Here is a 17666-nt window from a genome sequence, read left to right on the forward strand (position 1 = left end):
CTACCATCGCGCCATGACCCTGCATGACGACGCTGCCTACCGCGCGCTGACGACGCACGATGCCCGCTTCGACGGGCGGCTCTTCGTCGGCGTGACGTCGACCGGCATCTACTGCCGCCCGGTGTGCCGCGTGCGCACGCCGCGGCGCGAGAACTGCCGCTTCTTCCCGAACGCGGCGCAGGCCGAGTCGAACGGCTTCCGGCCCTGCCTGCGCTGCCGGCCCGAGCTGGCGCCGGGGCTGTCGCTGACCGATTCGTCGCAGGTGCTGGCGCAGCAGGCGGCGCTGATGCTCGAAAGCGCGGCGCACGAAGGGCTGGACCCGCCGCTGCCCGCGGTCGCCGCGCGGCTGGGCGTCACGGACCGCCATCTGCGCCGCATCTTTGCGCAGGCCCATGGCGTGACGCCGATCGACTACCTGACGACGCAACGGCTGCTGCTGGCCAAGCGGCTGCTGACCGACACCGTCCTGCCCGTGACGCAGGTCGCACTGGCCAGCGGCTTCGCGAGCCTGCGCCGCTTCAATGCCGCGTTCGTCGAGCGCTATCGCATGAGCCCGAGCGCGCTGCGGCGCGACCGCGGCGAAGCGGCGCCCCCACCGGCACCGGCCGGCCCGACGAGCCTGCGCCTGGCCTACCGGCCGCCCTACGACATCGATGGCGTGGTGCGCTTCTTCGCCAACCGCGCGATTGCCGGCGTCGAAGCGGTCGACGGGCTCGCGCTGCGGCGCACGCTGGCGGTCGAGCATCGCGCTCAGGCACTCACCGGCTGGGTCGAGGCGCGCTTCGTGCCGGCACGGCACGAAGTGCAGCTGGTCATTGCGCCGGCGCTGCTGCCGGCGCTCGGCGCCGTCGTGCAGCGCATGCGGCAGTGCCTGGACCTGGATGCCGATCCGGCGCAGATCGATCCGGTGCTCGCCGCCGTGCCGGGCGCACTGCGCGAAGGCATTCGACTGCCCGGTGCGGCCGACGCCTTCGAGAGCGCGGTGCGCGTGATCCTCGGCCAGCAGGTGACGGTGGCCGCGGCGCGCACGCTGACGCGGCGGCTGGTCGAGCGCTTCGGGATGCCGGTCGAGACGCCGTTCGCCGGGCTCGACCGCCTGTTCCCGTCGGCGCGCATCGTCGCCGAAGCCGACCCGGAAGTGATCGGCAAGCTCGGCATCGTGCGCCAGCGCGTGCGCGCCTTGCAGGCGCTGGCCGCGGCCGTCGCCGAGGGCCGGATCGAACTGCACCGCGCGGCGCCGCTGCAGCCGACGCTGGAAGCGCTGCAGGCGCTGCCCGGCATCGGCGACTGGAGCGCCCAGCTGATCGCGATGCGCGCGCTGGCCTGGCCCGATGCCTGGCCGGCGACCGACATCGGCATCCTGAATGCGCTTGGCACCCGCGATGCGCGGCTCGCGGCGCAACAGTCCGAGGCCTGGCGGCCGTGGCGGGCCTACGCGGTGATGAAACTGTGGCTGAACCTGGAGTGACCCGATGAAACTCGACATCACGGCGCAGGCGCGCCTCGACACCCCGATGGGCCCGATGACGGCGGCGGCCAGCGAACGCGGGCTGGTCGGCCTGTGGTTCGACGGCCAGGCCCACCACCCCGGCCCGCTCGATGCGCCGCTGAATCCGCAGCAACGCTGGCTGCGCGCGGCACGGTGCACGCTGGACGCGTACTTCGCCGGTCATGACGCGGCCGGCGAGCTGCAGCTCGACCTGCAAGGCACGCCGTTCCAGCAGGCGGTGTGGCAGCAGCTGCTCGCGCTCGAGCGCGGCGCGACCTGCAGCTACTCGACGCTCGCCGAGCGCGCCGGCGTGCCGCATGCGGTGCGCGCGGTCGGCGCAGCAGTCGGGCGCAATCCGGTGTCGGTGCTCGTGCCCTGCCATCGCGTGCTCGGCCGCTCCGGTGCGTTGACGGGCTATGCCGGCGGACTCGACCGCAAGCGCGCGCTGCTGGCCCTGGAGCAGGCCCGGGCCGAGGCGCTCACCGCATGAGGACCATGTTCTGCCAATGCGCTTGGAGACTCAGCGAGATCAGGCCGCCAGGGTGCCCTGTTGCGCTCGTGTCCCCCGGTCGCTCCGCTCCCTCCTCCTCTTACCTCGCTACACAGGGCACCCTGCCGTCCTGATCTGGCACGGCCCTGGAATTGATTCTTCGCACGCCACCGCGGTGCCGTTGCCAAGGACATGGGGTGCCCGCTGCAGCGAGGTAAGAGGAGGAGGGAGCGCAGCGACCGGGGGAGTGAGCCCGGACACAAACAGTCCAGTGGACTGTTTGTGCCTGGCGAACGCCAGGGCCTCTGGCCCTGGCCGGCGGCAGCGGGTACCCCGTGGCCTTGGCTCGCTCGGTCTGTGCACGCCTCGCGGACGGCGCAGCGATAATTCGCGGTTGCCCTTTCACTCCGCGGAGATCCGAGCCTTGGCCGCCACCATCCTTCAGCAGCTTCCCGTCGGCGAACGTGTCGGCATCGCGTTTTCCGGCGGACTGGACACCAGCGCCGCGGTGCACTGGATCCGTGCCAAGGGAGCGATTCCTTGCGCGTACACAGCAAACCTGGGCCAACCCGACGAGAGCGACTACGAAGACATCCCGCGCAAGGCCAAAGCCTACGGCGCGGACATCGCCCGCCTGATCGACTGCCGCCCGCAGCTCGTCGCCGAAGGCATCGCGGCGATCCAGTCCGGCGCCTTCCACATCTCGACCGGCGGTGCGACCTACTTCAACACCACGCCGCTCGGCCGCGCGGTGACCGGCACGGCGCTGGTGATCGCGATGCGCGACGACGGCGTCAACATCTGGGGCGACGGCAGCACCTACAAGGGCAACGATATCGAGCGCTTCTACCGCTACGGGCTGCTCGCCAACCCCGCGCTGCGCATCTACAAGCCCTGGCTCGACCAGCGCTTCATCGACGAGCTCGGCGGCCGCAAGGAGATGAGCGAGTACCTGATCGCCAACGGCTTCGACTACAAGATGAGCGTCGAGAAGGCCTACTCGACCGACTCGAACATGCTCGGCGCGACGCACGAGGCCAAGGACCTCGAGTTCCTGAACAAGGGCCTGAACATCGTGCAGCCGATCATGGGCGTCGCGTTCTGGCGCGAGGACGTCGCGGTCAAGCCCGAAACCGTGACCGTGCGCTTCGAGGAAGGCCAGCCGGTGGCACTGAACGGCCTGAGCTTCGCCAACCCGGTCGCGCTGTTCGAAGAAGCCAACCGCATCGGCGGCCGCCACGGCCTGGGCATGTGCGACCAGATCGAGAACCGCATCATCGAGGCCAAGAGCCGCGGCATTTATGAAGCGCCCGGCATGGCGCTGCTGCACATTGCCTACGAGCGCCTGGTGACCGGCATCCACAACGAGGACACGATCGAGCAATACCGCCAGAACGGCCGGCGCCTCGGTCGCCTGCTGTACCAGGGCCGCTGGTTCGACCCGCAATGCATGATGCTGCGCGAGACCGCGCAGCGCTGGGTGGCCCGCGCGATCACCGGCGAGGTGACGCTGGAGCTGCGCCGCGGCAACGACTACACGCTGCTCGACACCGTCAGCCCGAATCTCACCTACCACCCCGAGCGGCTGACGATGGAAAAGGGCGAAGGCGCGTTCACGCCGGCCGACCGCGTCGGCCAGCTGACGATGCGCAACCTCGACATCGCCGATACCCGCGACAAGCTCGGCATCTATTCGAAGGTCGGCCTGCTCGGTTCGGGCACCGATGGCCCCTTCGCGCTGCTGTCGTCGCCGGGTTCGACCGAGCCGTAACCGTCACCCGAGCGCCGCATTCGGTTTCCGGCTCGCCGAATTCCGAATGCGGCAGGACCGGGCGGTGCTCGCCCGGCACGCTGGCGTCTCGTTGCCACTCCGCTCACGAGACCCCATGCGCCCCACCCTGTTCGCCCTGGCCGCCACCGCTTCGATCGCCGGCTGCAGCCTGACACCGCTCGACCAGCCGCTGACGGTTGCTTCGGGCCTGACCAGCCACCTGATGTGCTCCGGCCACCTGATCACGGGCCGACCGGCCGACGTGGTCTACCGCCAGTCGGTCGAAGTGCACGGCGCAATGCCGCTGCTGCGGCCGTTCGTGCAGGTCGACGTCGATGCCGAGCGCCAGCAGGTGCGCACGCAGATCGGCGGCGGCTACCGGACGCGGGCGATCCACCGCCCCGGCGAAGGCTGCCTGCTGTTGCACGACAACGATGCCCCGCCGCGGCCGGATCCGCCGCTGGCTTGGGGCGACACGCCGCCGCTGCTGCCGGAGATCGCCGGACCGGCACCGGTGCCCGCGAGTGATCCGCGCCTCGCCGCAGCGCTCGACCAAGCCTTCGCCGAGCCGCCGGGCGATGCCTACCGCCACACGCAGGCGGTCGTGATCGTGCACCGCGGCCGGGTCATCGCCGAGCGTTATGCGCCCGGCATCGGCGTGCGCACGCCGATGCTGAGCTTCTCGGTCGCCAAGACGCTGACCAATGCGCTGGTCGGCACGCTGGTGCAGCGCGGGCAGCTGGCGCTCGACCGCGGCGCTCTTCTTCCGCAGTGGAGCGACCCCGATGATCCGCGCCGCGCCATCACGATCGACCACCTGCTGCGTCAGACCGCGGGGCTGGCGGTGCCGGAGCAGAATAACAGCGGCTTCGACCTCGATTCGCGCATCAAGTACGTCGAGCGTGATCCGGTCGCCGCAATCGCCGCGCTGCCGCCGGGGGAGGCACCCGGCACGCGCTGGGCGTATTCCGATGCCAACTTCCTGACCATCGGCCGCGTGCTGCGCGACACGCTCGGCGGCAGCGCGGCCGGCGTGCGGCGCCATGCGCAGCAGGCGCTGTTCGCGCCGCTCGGCATGCGCGACGTGCAGATCGACGCCGATGCCACCGGCACCCCGCTGATCTCGCACTCGACCTACGCCCCGGCGCGCGACTGGGCGCGGCTCGGCCTGCTGTTCCTGAACGATGGCGTGGTCGGCGGTGAGCGCCTGCTGCCGCCGGGCTGGGTGCGCGACAGCACGACGCCGACGCCGGGCACCGGCTATGGCGCCGGGCTGTGGACCAATGCGCTGCCCGGCACGATGGGGCAGTGGGGCATCCCCTGGGGCCTGCCGTCGCTGCCGAAGGACACCTACTTCGCGCGCGGCTACACCGGCCAGTTCATCGTCATCGTGCCGTCGCAGCAGCTGGTCGTCGTGCGCATGGGCCCGGCGAAGATCCGCCGCGCGGTGATCGACGACATCGACCGGTTGGTCGCGCAGGTGATCGAGGCGCTGCCGGCGCCGGTGGCGGCCCTTTCGACGCCGTAGCCTCAGGCCACCGGCGGCGCCAGCTCGAACGCCGCCTGCAGGATCGGCCGCGCCCAGGGCGGCGTCGCCCGCAGCGCCGCCGCATCACCGGGCGCCGGAAAGCCGACGCGGCCGCCGGCCATCTCCAGCACCAGCCGCGGATCGGGGATGTCCTCGCCGGGCGCGACGTCGATGCTGTTGTCGAACACCTGCAGGCGCGCGAGCACCGGCAGCAGCCGCACCAGGTTGGCCCGCGAGCTCAGCCAGCGTTCGCGGATCTTGGCCTCCGGGATGTCGTGGCCGCCCTGCACCACACGCTGGCGCACGCGCTCCAGGTGCTGTTCGAGCGAGCCCAGCCCGCAGTACAGCATCACGACGTCGTGGCTGCGCGAGGCCTGCTCGAGCAGCTCCGGAATCGTCGTCGCACCCAGCGTCGTCTCGAACGCGTGGTTCAGGCCACCGGCGATCGCCGCCTCGAGCCGCTGGCGGCCGAAGGTCCAGGCGCGCGCGTTCGCATCGGCCGGCGCGAGGCCGTGCGAGGCGATCAGCTCGCGCGCCAGGCTGTCGGGGTTGAACCAGGTCAGGCCATGCTCGGCCAGCAGCGCACCGCCGACCGAGCTCTTGCCGGCGCCGTTGACGCCGGCCAGCACCAGGATGAACGGACGCAACGCCGGCACGTGGCCACCGGCGGCATCAGAAGGTGGCGCCCGCCTTCGGACGCCGCGTCAGCTTGCCGCGCGCGGCGAGCAAGGCATCCAGCTGCTGCGGCGCGGCCGCGTGCTGCAGCCCGGCCAGCCGCGCCTCGAAGCGCTGCGCCAGCTCCTCCAGCTGCGACTGCTGCTGCGCCTTCAGCGTCTGCAGCTCACGCGCCACCTGCTCGTAGACGGCGGCCGGCACCAGCACCATCTCGACGTTGGCATGGTGGGTGATCGCGACGCTGCCGCTTTGCCGCACCAGCCGCACCACCTCGCCCCAGCGGTTCTTGACCTGCGTCGCGTTCTGGCGCGGCAGGTCGTTCAGCGCACGCAGTTCGGTCGTCATGGAGCCGCCCCCGGGATGGAATGGCGCGATTGTACGGAGCGCCGATCCATTCTGGCCAAAATGGCCATTTCGACCGAAGTGGCCTGCCGTGCCGGCGAGCCGGCGCGCGTTCAGTGATCGACGCGGTTGCGTCCGCCCCGCTTGGCGCGGTAGAGCGCAGCGTCCGCCGCTTCCAGCAGCTCGGGCGACTCCTGCATCGGCTCGCCGAGCTGCGCGACGCCGAGCGAGATCGTCTGTCGATGCGTCACGCTGCGCCGGCCGAGCTGGGTCTGGAACGCAAGCACGAAGTCGTGCGCCTCGACCGCGGCGCGCATGCGCTCGGCCAGCTCCGCGGCCACCGCCAGCACGGTGTTCGGCAGCACGACGACGAATTCCTCGCCGCCGAGCCGGCCCAGCAGGTCGTCCTTGCGCACGACCGTCTTGATCACCCCCGCACTTTCCTTCAGCACCTGGTCGCCGGCGCCGTGGCCGTAGTTGTCGTTGACGCTCTTGAAGAAATCGAGGTCGTAGTAGACGACCGACAAGGGCCGGCCGGTCAGCTTGGCGAGCTTGAACTCGCCCTTCAGGAACTCGACCAGGTACTGCCGGTTGAAGATCTCGGTGCCGGCATCGACCGTCGCCATGCGGTAGATGCGGTCGTGCAGCAGCACGTCGAGGTTTTCCTGCTCGTAGTACTTCAGGAACACCTTGCCGAGGCGGATCAGGTCGCCGTCCTTCAGCGCCTGCGGCGCCGGCAGCCGGATGTCGTTGACCCAGGTGCCGTTCGCCGAGCCGAGGTCGCGGATCATCATCACGTCGCCGGCGAGCTCGAGCTCGGCATGGCGCCGGCTGACGCTCGGGTGGTCGATGAAGACGCCCATGTCGGCAAGGCGGCCGATGGTGGTGGCGCGGCCGTCGAGCACGTAGCGCTTGCCGGTCTCGGCGCCGCTGTAGACGATCAGGCAGGAGCGGCGCTGCGCCGAGGGCCCGAGGCTGAGCACCAGCGAGTGATCGCCGGTCTTCATGATGACGGTGGTGTCCTCGGTGCCCATCGTTGCCGTTGCCGTCAGTCGTGCGGTCAGTCGAGTTGGCGCAGCGCCTGCGCCAGGTCGGCCTGCAGGTCGCCGACCGCTTCGAGGCCGACCGAGAAGCGCACCAGGGGGCCCTGCAGCGCGCCGGCGGCATCGTCGCGAATCAAACGCAGATCGTAGGGCACCGCCAGGCTGACCGGGCCGCCCCAGGAGTAACCGATGCGGAACAGGCGCAAGGCGTCGATGAAGGCATCGACACGCTCGATCGGCAGGCCCGGGTCGAGCAGCACCGAGAACAGGCCCGCCGCCGCGCCGCAGCTCTCGCGCCAGAAGGCATGGCCGGGCGAGCCGTCGAAGGCCGGATGCAGCAGCCGCTTGATCGCCGGCTGCTGCGCGAGGAAGGCGGCCAGCGTGCGCGCCGCCGCGTCCTGTGCGCGGTAGCGCAGCGCAATCGTCGGCAGCGAGCGCAGCACCAGCTCGGCATCGTTGGCGGCGACGCCGATCCCGAGGCGCATGTGCGCCTGCAGGATGCGGTGGTGCAGCGCCTCGTCGTTGCAGACGACCGAGCCCATCAGCACATCGGCGCCGCCCGACGGGTACTTGGTCAGCGCCTGCATCACCAGGTCGACGCCCAGGCCGTCGGCCAGCTCGAAGGCACGGAACGCCAGGCCGGCGCCCCAGGTGTTGTCCAGCGCCGTCAGCACGCCGCGCGCCCTGGCCGCGGCGATCAATCCGCGCAGATCCGGAAACTCCATCGTCACCGAGCCGGGCGCTTCGAGCCAGACCAGCTTGGTGCGCTCGCCGATCGCCGCGGCCAGCGAGGCGGCCGCCAGCGGGTCGTAGAAGCGGTGCGTGATGCCCCAGTCGGTGAGCAGCGTGCGCGCCATCTCGCGCGAGGGGCCGTACACATTGGAGGGCAGCAGCAGCTCGTCGCCCTGCTTCAGCAGCGCGATGTTGGTCATCACGATCGCGCCCAGCCCGCTCGGCGCCAGCGCGCAGAAGCGGCCGCCTTCGAGCGCGGCGATGCGCTCTTCGAGCGTGAAGGTGGTCGGCGTGCCGTGCAGGCCGTAGGTGTAGCCCTGCTTGCTCTTCCAGCTGCGCGAACGCATCGCGGCGGTGTTCGGGAAGGTCACCGTCGAGGCCTTGTGCACGCCGGGCATCACGGCGCCGAAGCCGGCCGGCGGCTCGTACGGGTGGTGAACGAGGCCGGTGATCAGGTCCTGCGTGGTTTTCAAGCCGTTCGCGCCCATGGTCACAGCGGCACGCCGATCAGGTCGTGCCCTTCGGTCGCGACGATGCGCGCCCGCGTGAACTCGCCCACCTTCAGCGTCTTCGAGGCCTTCTCCGGCGGCAGCAGCCGCACCGTGCCGTCGATCTCCGGCGCATCGGCATAACTGCGGCCGACGCCGCCCTTGCGGCCGAGCGCTGGCGCGCGGTCGACCAGCACCTGCATCGTCGCGCCGATGCGGCGCTTCAGTCGTTCGATCGAGACTTCCTCGGCCACCGCCATGAAGCGCGCGCGGCGCTCCTCGCGCAGCTCGGCCGGCACCGGATCGGGCAGCGCATTGGCCGCCGCACCGTCGACCGGCGAGTAGGCGAAGCAGCCGGCGCGGTCGATCTGCGCCTCGCGCACGAAATCGAGCAGCATCTGGAACTCGGCCTCGGTCTCGCCGGGGAAGCCGGCGATGAAGGTCGAGCGCACGATCAGCTCCGGGCAGGCCTCGCGCCATTTCAGCAGGCGCTCGAGGTTGCGTTCACCGCTGGCCGGGCGCTTCATGCGCCTGAGCACGTCGGGGTGCGCATGCTGGAACGGCACGTCGAGGTAGGGCAGCACATGGCCCGCGGCCATCATCGGCAGCACCTCGTCGACATGCGGATACGGGTAGACGTAGTGCAGCCGCACCCAGGCGCCGTGCGCGGCGGCCAGCTCACCGAGCTGCTGGCACAGCTCGACCATGCGCGTCTTGACCGGCTTGCCGTCGAAGAAACCGGTGCGGTACTTGACGTCGACGCCGTAGGCGCTGGTGTCCTGGCTGACGACGAGCAGCTCCTTGACGCCGGATTCGAACAGAGCGCGCGCCTCGGCCAGCACGTCGCCGACCGGCCGCGAGACCAGGTCGCCGCGCATGCTGGGGATGATGCAGAAGGTGCAGCGGTGGTTGCAGCCTTCGCTGATCTTCAGGTAGGCGTAGTGCTTCGGCGTCAGCTTGATGCCGGCGATGCCGCGCGCCTCGGGCACCAGGTCGATGAACGGGTCGTGCGGCTTAGGCGCGTGCAGGTGCACGGCGTCCATCACTTCCTGCGTCGCGTGCGGGCCGGTCACGGCCAGCACCTTCGGATGCACCTGGCGCACCAGGTTCGCGCCGTCGGACGCGGCGCGCGCGCCCAGGCAGCCGGTGACGATCACGCGGCCGTTCTCGGCCAGCGCTTCACCGATAGTGTCCAGGCTTTCCTTGACGGCGTCGTCGATGAAGCCGCAGGTGTTGACGATGACGAGATCGGCGCCGGCGAAGGTCTTGCTGGTCTCGTAGCCCTCGGCGGAGAGCTGGGTCAGGATCAGTTCGGAATCGGTCAGCGCCTTCGGGCAGCCGAGCGAGACGAAGCCGACCTTGGGCGGCTTGGCCGGGGTGGTGGCGGCCGCCGGGGTGGGCAGGGAGAGGTCATGCATAGGCCGCGATTGTCTCGCGACTGCCCGCTGCCCGGGCCGGCGAGTGAAATTCAGCGCTTGCCGACGCCGGGGAAGCCCGGCAGGCCCGGGAAGGACTTCATCTGCTCCTGCATCTGCTCGAACAGCGTCTTGCTCTGCTCGAGGTAGGTGCCCATCAAGCCCTGCATCAGCGGCGCCTGGCCGGTCATGAACTGGGCCCAGGTCTCCGGCGTGAAGGTCTTCGGGTCGTACAGGCCCTTGGTCTGGTCGGAGAAACGCGTCTGCACGTCGACGAAGGCCTGCAGGTTCTTCTCGAGGTACGAGCCCATCAGCCCCTGCATCGCATGGCCGTAGAAGCGGATGATCTGCGCCAGCATCTGCGTGCTGAACATCGGCACGCCGCCGGTTTCCTCCTCGAGGATGATCTGCAGCAGGATGCTGCGCGTCAGGTCGTCGGAGGTCTTGGCGTCGCGCACCTCGAAGTGCTCGCCGTCGAGCACCATGCGCTTGACGTCGACCAAGGTGATGTAGCTGCTGGTCCGGGTGTCGTAGAGGCGACGGTTCGGGTACTTCTTCAGAACGCGCGGTCCGCTGGACGGGGACGCTTCAGCGCCGCTGTCGGCAGCGCCGCGTCGATGGGAAGGCATCGGGGACAACTCCTCAGGCAATTCGAAAAGATTCTACGGAGGCCCCGCGGGCGCTTCCGGCAGGGCTTACCCGCCCGGCGCCGGCCCACCGGTGCGGCCCTTCGCGGCGCGGCGCAGGCACTCGATCAGCTGCTCGGTGGCCGGCGTGGGCCGGCGCTGGCGCATCGTGATCAGGCCGACCGGCGGCAGCTCGATCGGCACCTTCAGTTTCACGGTCGCGGCCAGGCCCTCGCGTTCGAGAAAGCGCGCGACGCCGCGGGCGACGAAGGCGATCGCCGCGCGCTCGCGCAGGAAGCTGAGTGTGACGAGGAACGAGGCCGACTCGATCACGTCCACCGGCGGATCGAGCGCGTGCTTGTAGAACATCTGGTTCAGCTTGATGCGCGACGAGGCCCACGCGGGCGGCATCACCCAGGGCAACCCGGCCAGGTCGTTCCAGCTCGGTCTGGCCTTGCGCGCCAGCGCATGGTCGGGCCGGCAGACCACGCACATCGGCTCGTCGTACAGCGCCTCGGTCGCCAGGTCGGGCGCTGCGTAGCCGGGCTCGAGCCGGCCGACGAAGAGATCGAGCTCGCCGACGCGCAGCCGCGGCAGCAACCGCGTCAGGTCGCCCTCCTCGACCGAGACCGTGGTCTGCGCCGAGCGCGCCTTCAAGAGCTCGACCGCGCGCGCCAGCAGCGAGGGCGTCGCGACAACCATCGCGCCGACGTTGACCCGGCCGGCGGCGCCGCTGGCCACCGCGGCGATCTCGTCGCGCGTGCGGTCGAAGTCGGCGAGCACCGAACGCGCGAAACGCACGACGGTCGAACCGTAGGGCGTCGGCTCGGTGCCGCGGGACGAACGCACGAACAGGTCGAGGCCGAACATGCGCTCGATCTCGACCAGCGACTTCGACACCGCCGGCTGCGTCAGCGACAGGAACTCCGCGGCGCGACCGAGGTGGCGGAACTGGTCGAGCGCGACCACCAGCTGCAGATGGCGCAGCTTCAGGTTCGAGCGCAGCACGCGGTCGATGTCGCTCATCGCCGGACCATAACCCAAACGGAATGAAGAGAGTCCACATCTTCATTGGATCGGAATGGTGCTGCTGCCGACAATCCGGCCCATCGGGAAGCCCCGCATCGACATCCAGGAGACAAAGCAGATGAACACCACCCGCCGCCAGTTGATCCTCGGCAGCCTCGGCTCCGCCGCCACGCTGGCGCTCGCGCCGCGCGCCGCCTTCGCCAATGCCTATCCCGAGCGCCCGATCACCTTCATCTGCCCCTGGCCGGCCGGCGGCACCGCCGACCTGACGATGCGCGCGCTGTGCGGCGCCGCGGCCAAGGTGCTGGGCCAGACCATCGTCGTCGACAACAAGGCCGGCGCCTCCGGCATGCTCGGCCTGAAGGCGATGGCCACCGCCAAGGCGGACGGCTACACGATCGGCCAGATCCCGATCTCGGTCGCCCGCTTCTCGCAGCTGGGCACCGTGCAGATCGATCCGCTGAAGGACCTGACCTACATCGCCCGAACGTCGGGACAGACCTTCGGCATCGCCGTGCGCGCCGACGCGCCGTGGAAGACGCTGAAGGACTTCGTCGCCGCCGCCAAGGCCGCGCCCGGCCGGCTGACCTACGGCAGCGCCGGCATCGGTGGTGCGACGCACGTCGGCATGGAGGAGTTCGCGCTCGCCGCCGGCGCGCAGTTCAACCACATCCCGTACAAGGGCGGCGCACCGGCGCTGCAGGACCTGATCGGCGGCCAGATCGATGCGCTGGCCGACTCCAGCTCGTGGGCGCCGCACGTCAAGGCCGGCAAGCTGCGCCTGCTGGCCACCTGGGGCGAGAAGCGCACGCAGGACTTTCCGGACGTGCCGACCCTGCGCGAGCAGGGCTTCGACGTCGTCGTCGATGCGCCCAACGGCATCGGCGCGCCCAAGGGGCTCGATCCGGCGATCGTCAGGAAGCTGCGTGAGGCCTTCAAGCTCGCCGCCGCCAGCCCCGAGTTCCTCGCCGCCTGCGACAAGATCGATTCGCCGCCGATGTACCTCGACGGGCCGGACTACGAGAAGTACGTCGCCGCGACCTATAGGAAGGAGACCGTGCTGATCGAGCGCCTGAAGCTCAAGGAACTGATGGCCAAGGGCTGAACGAGATGGCCACTCCCACCCCGCTGATCCGGCTGCACGCGGCCGACAACGTGCTGATCGCGCGTGAAGCGCTGGCCCTCGGGCAGCAGCTGCCCGAGCTCGGCCTGCGCATCCGCGCGCAGGTGCCGGCCGGCCACAAGATCGCCGCGCGCCGCATCGCCGCCGGCGAGACGGTGAAGAAGTACGACGCGGTGATCGGCGTCGCCTCGCGCGACATCGAGGCCGGCGAGCACGTGCACGGCCACAACCTGGCACTGGTCGATTTCGACCGCGATCCCGGCTTCGGCGAGGACGTGCGGCCGGTCGACTACCTGCCCGAAGACCAGCGCGCCAAGTTCCTCGGCATCGTGCGACCCGACGGCCGCGTCGCGACACGCAACTTCATCGGAATCCTGTCGTCGGTCAATTGCTCGTCGACGGTGATCAAGCAGATCGCCGCGCACTTCACGCCCGAGCGGCTGGCCGCGTACCCGAACGTCGACGGCGTCGTCGCCTTCGCGCAGACCAGCGGCTGCGGCATGTCCTCGCCCAGCCTGCACTTCGACGTGCTCAGGCGCACCATCGCCGGCTACGCGCGCCATCCGAACCTGGCTGGCGTGCTGATCGTCGGCCTCGGCTGCGAGCGCAACCAGGTGGCCGACCTGGTCAGCTCGCAAGGGCTCGAACCGGGCGGCCACCTGCACACGCTGGTGATGCAGGACACCGGTGGCACGCGCGCGACGATCGCCGCCGGCATCGCGGCGATCGAATCGATGCTGCCGCGCGCCAACGACGTCAAGCGCGTGCCGGTGTCCGCCAGCCACCTGAAGATCGGCCTCGAATGCGGCGGCTCCGACGGCTTTTCCGGCATCAGCGCGAACCCGGCGCTCGGCGCGGCGATGGACATCCTGGTGCGCCACGGCGGCACCGCGATCCTGTCGGAAACACCCGAGATCCACGGCGTCGAATACCTGCTGACGCGGCGCGCGGTGACGCCCGCGGTCGGCCAGAAGCTGCTCGACCGCCTGGCCTGGTGGGAGGAGTACACGCGCGGCCACAACGGCCAGTTCAACGGCGTCGTCGGCCCCGGCAACCAGGCCGGCGGGCTGGCCAACATCTTCGAGAAGTCGCTCGGCTCGGCGATGAAGGGTGGCACCACGCCGCTGCAGGCGGTCTACGAATACGCCGAACCGATCACGCAGGCGGGCTTCGTGTTCATGGACTCGCCGGGCTACGACCCGGTGGCCTCGACCGGCCAGATCGCCAGCGGCGCGAACCTGATCTGCTTCACCACCGGCCGCGGCTCGATGTTCGGCTCCAAGCCGGCGCCGACGATCAAGCTGGCCAGCAACACACCGATGTTCACCCGCCTCGAGGAGGACATGGACATCAACTGCGGCCTGGTGCTGGACGGCGAACTGAGCGTCCCGCAGATGGGTCAGCGCATCTTCGAGCACATCCTGCGCGCTGCGTCCGGCCACCCGACCAAGAGTGAATTGCTGGGCCTGGGCGACCACGAATTCGTGCCCTGGCACCTGGGCATCGTCAGCTGAAAGATCCCATGACCCAGAACCCGAGCCGCGCGCAGTGGATGCGCACGCAGAACTTCATCGCCGGCCGCTGGTGCGATGCCGACCGGCAGGACGTGTTCGCCGTGCTGAACCCGGCCGACGACAGCCTGATCGCGCAGGTGCCCGACAGTGGCCCGGCCGACGCCGCCGCCGCGGTGGACGCGGCGCACGCCGCCTTCGCCGCCTGGCGCGCAACGCCGGCCAAGCAGCGCGCGCAGGTGCTCAAGCGCTGGTTCGCGGCGATCACCGCGCAGCAGGAAGAGCTTGGCCGGCTGATCTCGCTCGAGCAGGGCAAGCCGCTCGCCGAGGGCCGCGCCGAGGTCGCGTATGCCGCGAGTTATGTCGAGTGGTTCGCCGAGGAAGCCGTGCGCGCGCATGGCGATGTGATCCCGGCGCCGGTGACCGGCCGCCGCATGTGGACGGTCAAGGAGCCGGTCGGCGTCGTCGCGGTGATCACGCCGTGGAACTTCCCGGCGGCGATGATCGCCCGCAAGATCGCGCCGGCGCTGGCCGCCGGCTGCACCGTCGTCGGCAAGCCGGCCGAGGACACGCCGCTGACCGCGCTGGCGCTGGTGGCACTGGCGGAAGCGGCCGGCCTGCCGCCGGGCGTGCTGAACATCGTCTGCGCATCGCGCGAGCACACGCCGGCGGTGATCGGCGCGTGGCTCGCCGATGCGCGCGTGCGCAAGATCAGCTTCACCGGCTCGACGCCGGTCGGCAAGCTGCTGGCGCGTGAATCGGCGGCAACGCTGAAGAAGCTGTCGCTCGAGCTCGGCGGAAACGCGCCCTTCATCGTCTTCGACGACGCCGACATTCACGCCGCCGTCGAGGGCCTGATTGTGGCCAAGTTCCGCAACGGCGGCCAGACCTGCGTCTGCCCGAACCGCGTCTACGTGCAGGCCGGCGTGCACGATCGCTTCGTCGAATTGCTCGCCGCGCGCGTCGGCGCGCTGAAAGTCGGCCCGGCGCAGCGCGAGGACTCGCAGATCGGCCCGATGATCAATGCGCGCGCGGTCGAGAAGATCGAGCGCCATGTCGACGATGCCGTGCGGCACGGCGCGCGCGTCGTCGTCGGCGGCCGGCGCGTGCGCGATGGCGTCGTCCACGGCCCGAACTACTACGCGCCGACGGTGCTGACCGGCGCGACGCCGGCGATGGCGCTGGCCCAGGAAGAGACCTTCGGCCCCGTGGTGCCGGTGTTCCGCTTTCACAGCGAGGCCGAGGTCATCGCGCAGGCCAATGACACGCCCTTCGGCCTCGCCGGCTACTTCTACACCCGTGACATCGCGCGCGCCTGGCGTGTCGCCGATGCGCTGGAAACCGGCATCGTCGGCATCAACGAGGGCGCGCTCGCTGCGGAAGCCGCCCCCTTCGGCGGCGTCAAGGAATCAGGCTATGGTCGGGAGGGCTCGCGCCACGGGCTCGACGACTACATGCACCTGAAATACGTCTGCGAAGGGAATCTCTCATGACGACGCGCAATCCGTTCAAGGCCGCGCTGGAACGCAAGGAACGGCAGATCGGCCTGTGGCTGTCGCTGGCCCATCCGTACCCGGCGGAGGTCTGCGCCAGCGCCGGCTACCAGTGGCTGCTGATCGACGGCGAGCATGCGCCGAACGACGTGCCCAGCATGCTGGCGCAATTGCAGGCGGTCGCCGGCTACCCGGTGCATCCGGTGGTGCGCTCGGTCAACGGCGACCCGGCGCTGATCAAGCAGCTGCTCGACATCGGCGCGCAGACGCTGCTGGTGCCGATGGTCGACACGGCCGCGCAGGCCGCCGCGCTGGCCGCGGCGACGCGCTATCCGCCGCGCGGCATCCGCGGCGTCGGCGCCGGCGGCGCGCGTGCCTCGCGCTGGGGCGCGCGGCGCGACTATGTGCACGTGGCCGACGACGAGGTCTGCCTGATCGTGCAGGCCGAGACGGTGACGGCGCTGAAGAACCTGGAAGCGATCTGCGCGGTCGACGGCGTGCACGGGGTGTTCATCGGACCGTCGGACCTGGCGGCATCGATGGGGCATCGCGGCAATCCCGCGCACTCCGAAGTGCAGGCAGCCATCGAAGGTGCCATCAAGACCATCGTCGCCAGCGGCAAGGCTGCCGGCACGATGACCGTCGATGTCGCTCAGGCGCGGCGTTATCTCGACTACGGCGCGCACTTCGTCGCCGTCGGCATCGACATCACGCTGCTCGCGCAGGCGGCGCGCAAGCTGGCCGAGGAATTCGGCCTCGGCACCGATGCGGCCATGGGCGCCGCCGGCGCCTCCGCCTACTGAACACACGAAGGATGAGACAACGATGAGCACCCCGTTCAAGATCGCCGCGATCCCCGGCGACGGCATCGGCAAGGAAGTGATGCCCGAGGGCCTGCGTGTGCTCGAAGCCGCCGCGCGCCGCTTCGACATCCCACTGGAGTTCACCCAGATCGACTGGGCCAGCTGCGACCACTACGCGAAGACCGGCCAGATGATGCCGGACGACTGGAAGGCGCAGCTCCAAGGCCACGACGCGATCTACTTCGGCGCGGTCGGCTGGCCGGCGACGGTGCCCGACCACGTGTCCCTGTGGGGCTCGCTGCTGAAGTTCCGGCGCGAGTTCGACCAGTACATCAACCTGCGCCCGGCGCGCCTGTTCGAGGGAGTGCCCTGCCCCCTGGCCGGGCGCAAGGCCGGCGACATCGATTTCATGATCGTGCGCGAGAACACCGAGGGTGAATACACCAACCTCGGCGGCGTGATGTACGAGGGCACCGAGCGCGAGATCGTGATCCAGGAGTCGGTGTTCAGCCGCTTCGGCGCCGACCGCGTGCTGAAGTACGCCTTCGAGCTCGCGCAATCGCGCCAGCGCAAGCACCTGACGGTGGCCACCAAGTCCAACGGCATCGCGATCAGCATGCCGTGGTGGGACAAGCGGGCCGATGCGGTCGGCGCAGACTTCCCCGAGGTCACCGTCGACAAGCAGCACATCGACATCCTGTCGGCGCGCTTCGTGCTGCAGCCCTCGCGTTTCGACGTCGTCGTCGCGTCGAACCTGTTCGGCGACATCCTGTCGGACCTGGGGCCCGCCTGCACCGGCACGATCGGCCTGGCGCCTTCCGCCAACCTGAACCCCGAGCGCCGCTTCCCCTCGCTGTTCGAGCCGGTGCACGGCTCGGCGCCGGACATCTACGGCAAGAACATCGCCAATCCCGTGGCGATGATCTGGTCGGGCGCGCTGATGCTTCATTTCCTCGGCCGCCGCGATGCGCACGATGCGATCGTGAAAGCGATCGAACGCGTGCTGATCGAAGGCCCGCGCACGGGCGACCTCGGCGGCAGCGCATCGACAACCGAGATGGGAAAAGCGATCGCGGCGCTGATCTGAGCCGCATGCCGGCCCGGCAGG

General features: G+C 70.1%; 16 protein-coding genes. 9 read left to right on the plus strand and 7 right to left on the minus strand.

All coding sequences use genetic code 11. The features are described from left to right. The first annotated feature begins 13 nt into the window (after positions 1-13). The 4 genes from HLB44_RS09195 (at position 14) to HLB44_RS09210 (ending at position 5278) form a co-directional block, all read left to right on the plus strand. A complete protein-coding gene (locus tag HLB44_RS09195) occupies positions 14-1468 on the plus strand; it encodes a DNA-3-methyladenine glycosylase 2 family protein (RefSeq protein ID WP_173122292.1) in 1455 nt (484 codons plus the stop codon). A 4-nt stretch (positions 1469-1472) separates the two neighbouring features. Next, positions 1473-1979, plus strand: coding sequence for a methylated-DNA--[protein]-cysteine S-methyltransferase (locus HLB44_RS09200; RefSeq protein WP_173122293.1), 507 nt, complete (start codon positions 1473-1475; stop codon positions 1977-1979). A gap of 424 nt (positions 1980-2403) precedes the next feature. Then, positions 2404-3750 carry an argininosuccinate synthase gene (gene argG / locus HLB44_RS09205; RefSeq protein ID WP_173122294.1) on the plus strand — a complete coding sequence of 449 codons (1347 nt, stop codon included), beginning with the start codon at positions 2404-2406 and terminating at the stop codon, positions 3748-3750. A 115-nt stretch (positions 3751-3865) separates the two neighbouring features. Beyond that, the gene (locus tag HLB44_RS09210) at positions 3866-5278 is read left to right on the plus strand and encodes a serine hydrolase domain-containing protein (protein ID WP_173122295.1); all 1413 of its coding nucleotides are present in this window, start codon (positions 3866-3868) and stop codon (positions 5276-5278) included. A 2-nt stretch (positions 5279-5280) separates the two neighbouring features. Here the strand turns inward: HLB44_RS09210 and HLB44_RS09215 are convergent, their stop codons facing one another. From HLB44_RS09215 to HLB44_RS09245, 7 genes are all read right to left on the minus strand, one after another. Next, positions 5281-5934, minus strand: coding sequence for an AAA family ATPase (locus HLB44_RS09215; protein WP_173122296.1), 654 nt, complete (start codon positions 5932-5934; stop codon positions 5281-5283). A 16-nt stretch (positions 5935-5950) separates the two neighbouring features. Continuing rightward, on the minus strand, positions 5951-6298 hold the full coding sequence (locus HLB44_RS09220) for a type II toxin-antitoxin system Phd/YefM family antitoxin (RefSeq protein ID WP_173122297.1): 348 nt from the start codon (positions 6296-6298) through the stop codon (positions 5951-5953). 110 nt (positions 6299-6408) lie between these two features. Further along, positions 6409-7329 carry a GGDEF domain-containing protein gene (locus tag HLB44_RS09225; protein ID WP_173122298.1) on the minus strand — a complete coding sequence of 307 codons (921 nt, stop codon included), beginning with the start codon at positions 7327-7329 and terminating at the stop codon, positions 6409-6411. Between the two features lie 26 nt (positions 7330-7355). Next, entirely contained in the window at positions 7356-8558 is a 1203-nt protein-coding gene (locus HLB44_RS09230) for a PLP-dependent transferase (protein WP_173122299.1), read from the minus strand. A gap of 2 nt (positions 8559-8560) precedes the next feature. Then, positions 8561-9976, minus strand: coding sequence for a 30S ribosomal protein S12 methylthiotransferase RimO (gene rimO / locus HLB44_RS09235; RefSeq protein WP_173122300.1), 1416 nt, complete (start codon positions 9974-9976; stop codon positions 8561-8563). Positions 9977-10026: 50 nt separating this feature from the next. Continuing rightward, positions 10027-10602: a polyhydroxyalkanoate synthesis repressor PhaR gene (gene phaR, locus HLB44_RS09240; RefSeq protein ID WP_173122301.1), complete on the minus strand. Its 576-nt coding sequence runs from the start codon at positions 10600-10602 to the stop codon at positions 10027-10029. A gap of 66 nt (positions 10603-10668) precedes the next feature. Continuing rightward, positions 10669-11625, minus strand: coding sequence for a LysR substrate-binding domain-containing protein (locus tag HLB44_RS09245; RefSeq protein ID WP_173122302.1), 957 nt, complete (start codon positions 11623-11625; stop codon positions 10669-10671). Positions 11626-11746: 121 nt separating this feature from the next. Here HLB44_RS09245 and HLB44_RS09250 point away from each other — a divergent pair, with 121 nt between their 5' ends. Genes HLB44_RS09250 through HLB44_RS09270 form a run of 5 tightly spaced genes read left to right on the plus strand, consistent with a single transcriptional unit; the run spans position 11747 to position 17645 of the window. After that, positions 11747-12733, plus strand: coding sequence for a Bug family tripartite tricarboxylate transporter substrate binding protein (locus tag HLB44_RS09250; RefSeq protein ID WP_173122303.1), 987 nt, complete (start codon positions 11747-11749; stop codon positions 12731-12733). A gap of 5 nt (positions 12734-12738) precedes the next feature. After that, the gene (locus tag HLB44_RS09255) at positions 12739-14265 is read left to right on the plus strand and encodes a UxaA family hydrolase (protein WP_173122304.1); all 1527 of its coding nucleotides are present in this window, start codon (positions 12739-12741) and stop codon (positions 14263-14265) included. A gap of 8 nt (positions 14266-14273) precedes the next feature. Then, positions 14274-15755 carry an NAD-dependent succinate-semialdehyde dehydrogenase gene (locus HLB44_RS09260; protein ID WP_173122305.1) on the plus strand — a complete coding sequence of 494 codons (1482 nt, stop codon included), beginning with the start codon at positions 14274-14276 and terminating at the stop codon, positions 15753-15755. Next, the gene (gene hpaI, locus HLB44_RS09265) at positions 15752-16558 is read left to right on the plus strand and encodes a 4-hydroxy-2-oxoheptanedioate aldolase (protein ID WP_173122306.1); all 807 of its coding nucleotides are present in this window, start codon (positions 15752-15754) and stop codon (positions 16556-16558) included. Before HLB44_RS09260 ends, hpaI begins: the two co-directional genes overlap by 4 nt. Positions 16559-16580: 22 nt before the next feature. After that, entirely contained in the window at positions 16581-17645 is a 1065-nt protein-coding gene (locus tag HLB44_RS09270; protein WP_173122307.1) for a tartrate dehydrogenase, read from the plus strand. The last annotated feature ends 21 nt before the right edge of the window (positions 17646-17666 follow it).

The sequence above is a fragment of the Pseudaquabacterium terrae genome, assembly GCF_013266755.1.
Lineage (GTDB): Bacteria > Pseudomonadota > Gammaproteobacteria > Burkholderiales > Burkholderiaceae_C > Pseudaquabacterium > Pseudaquabacterium terrae.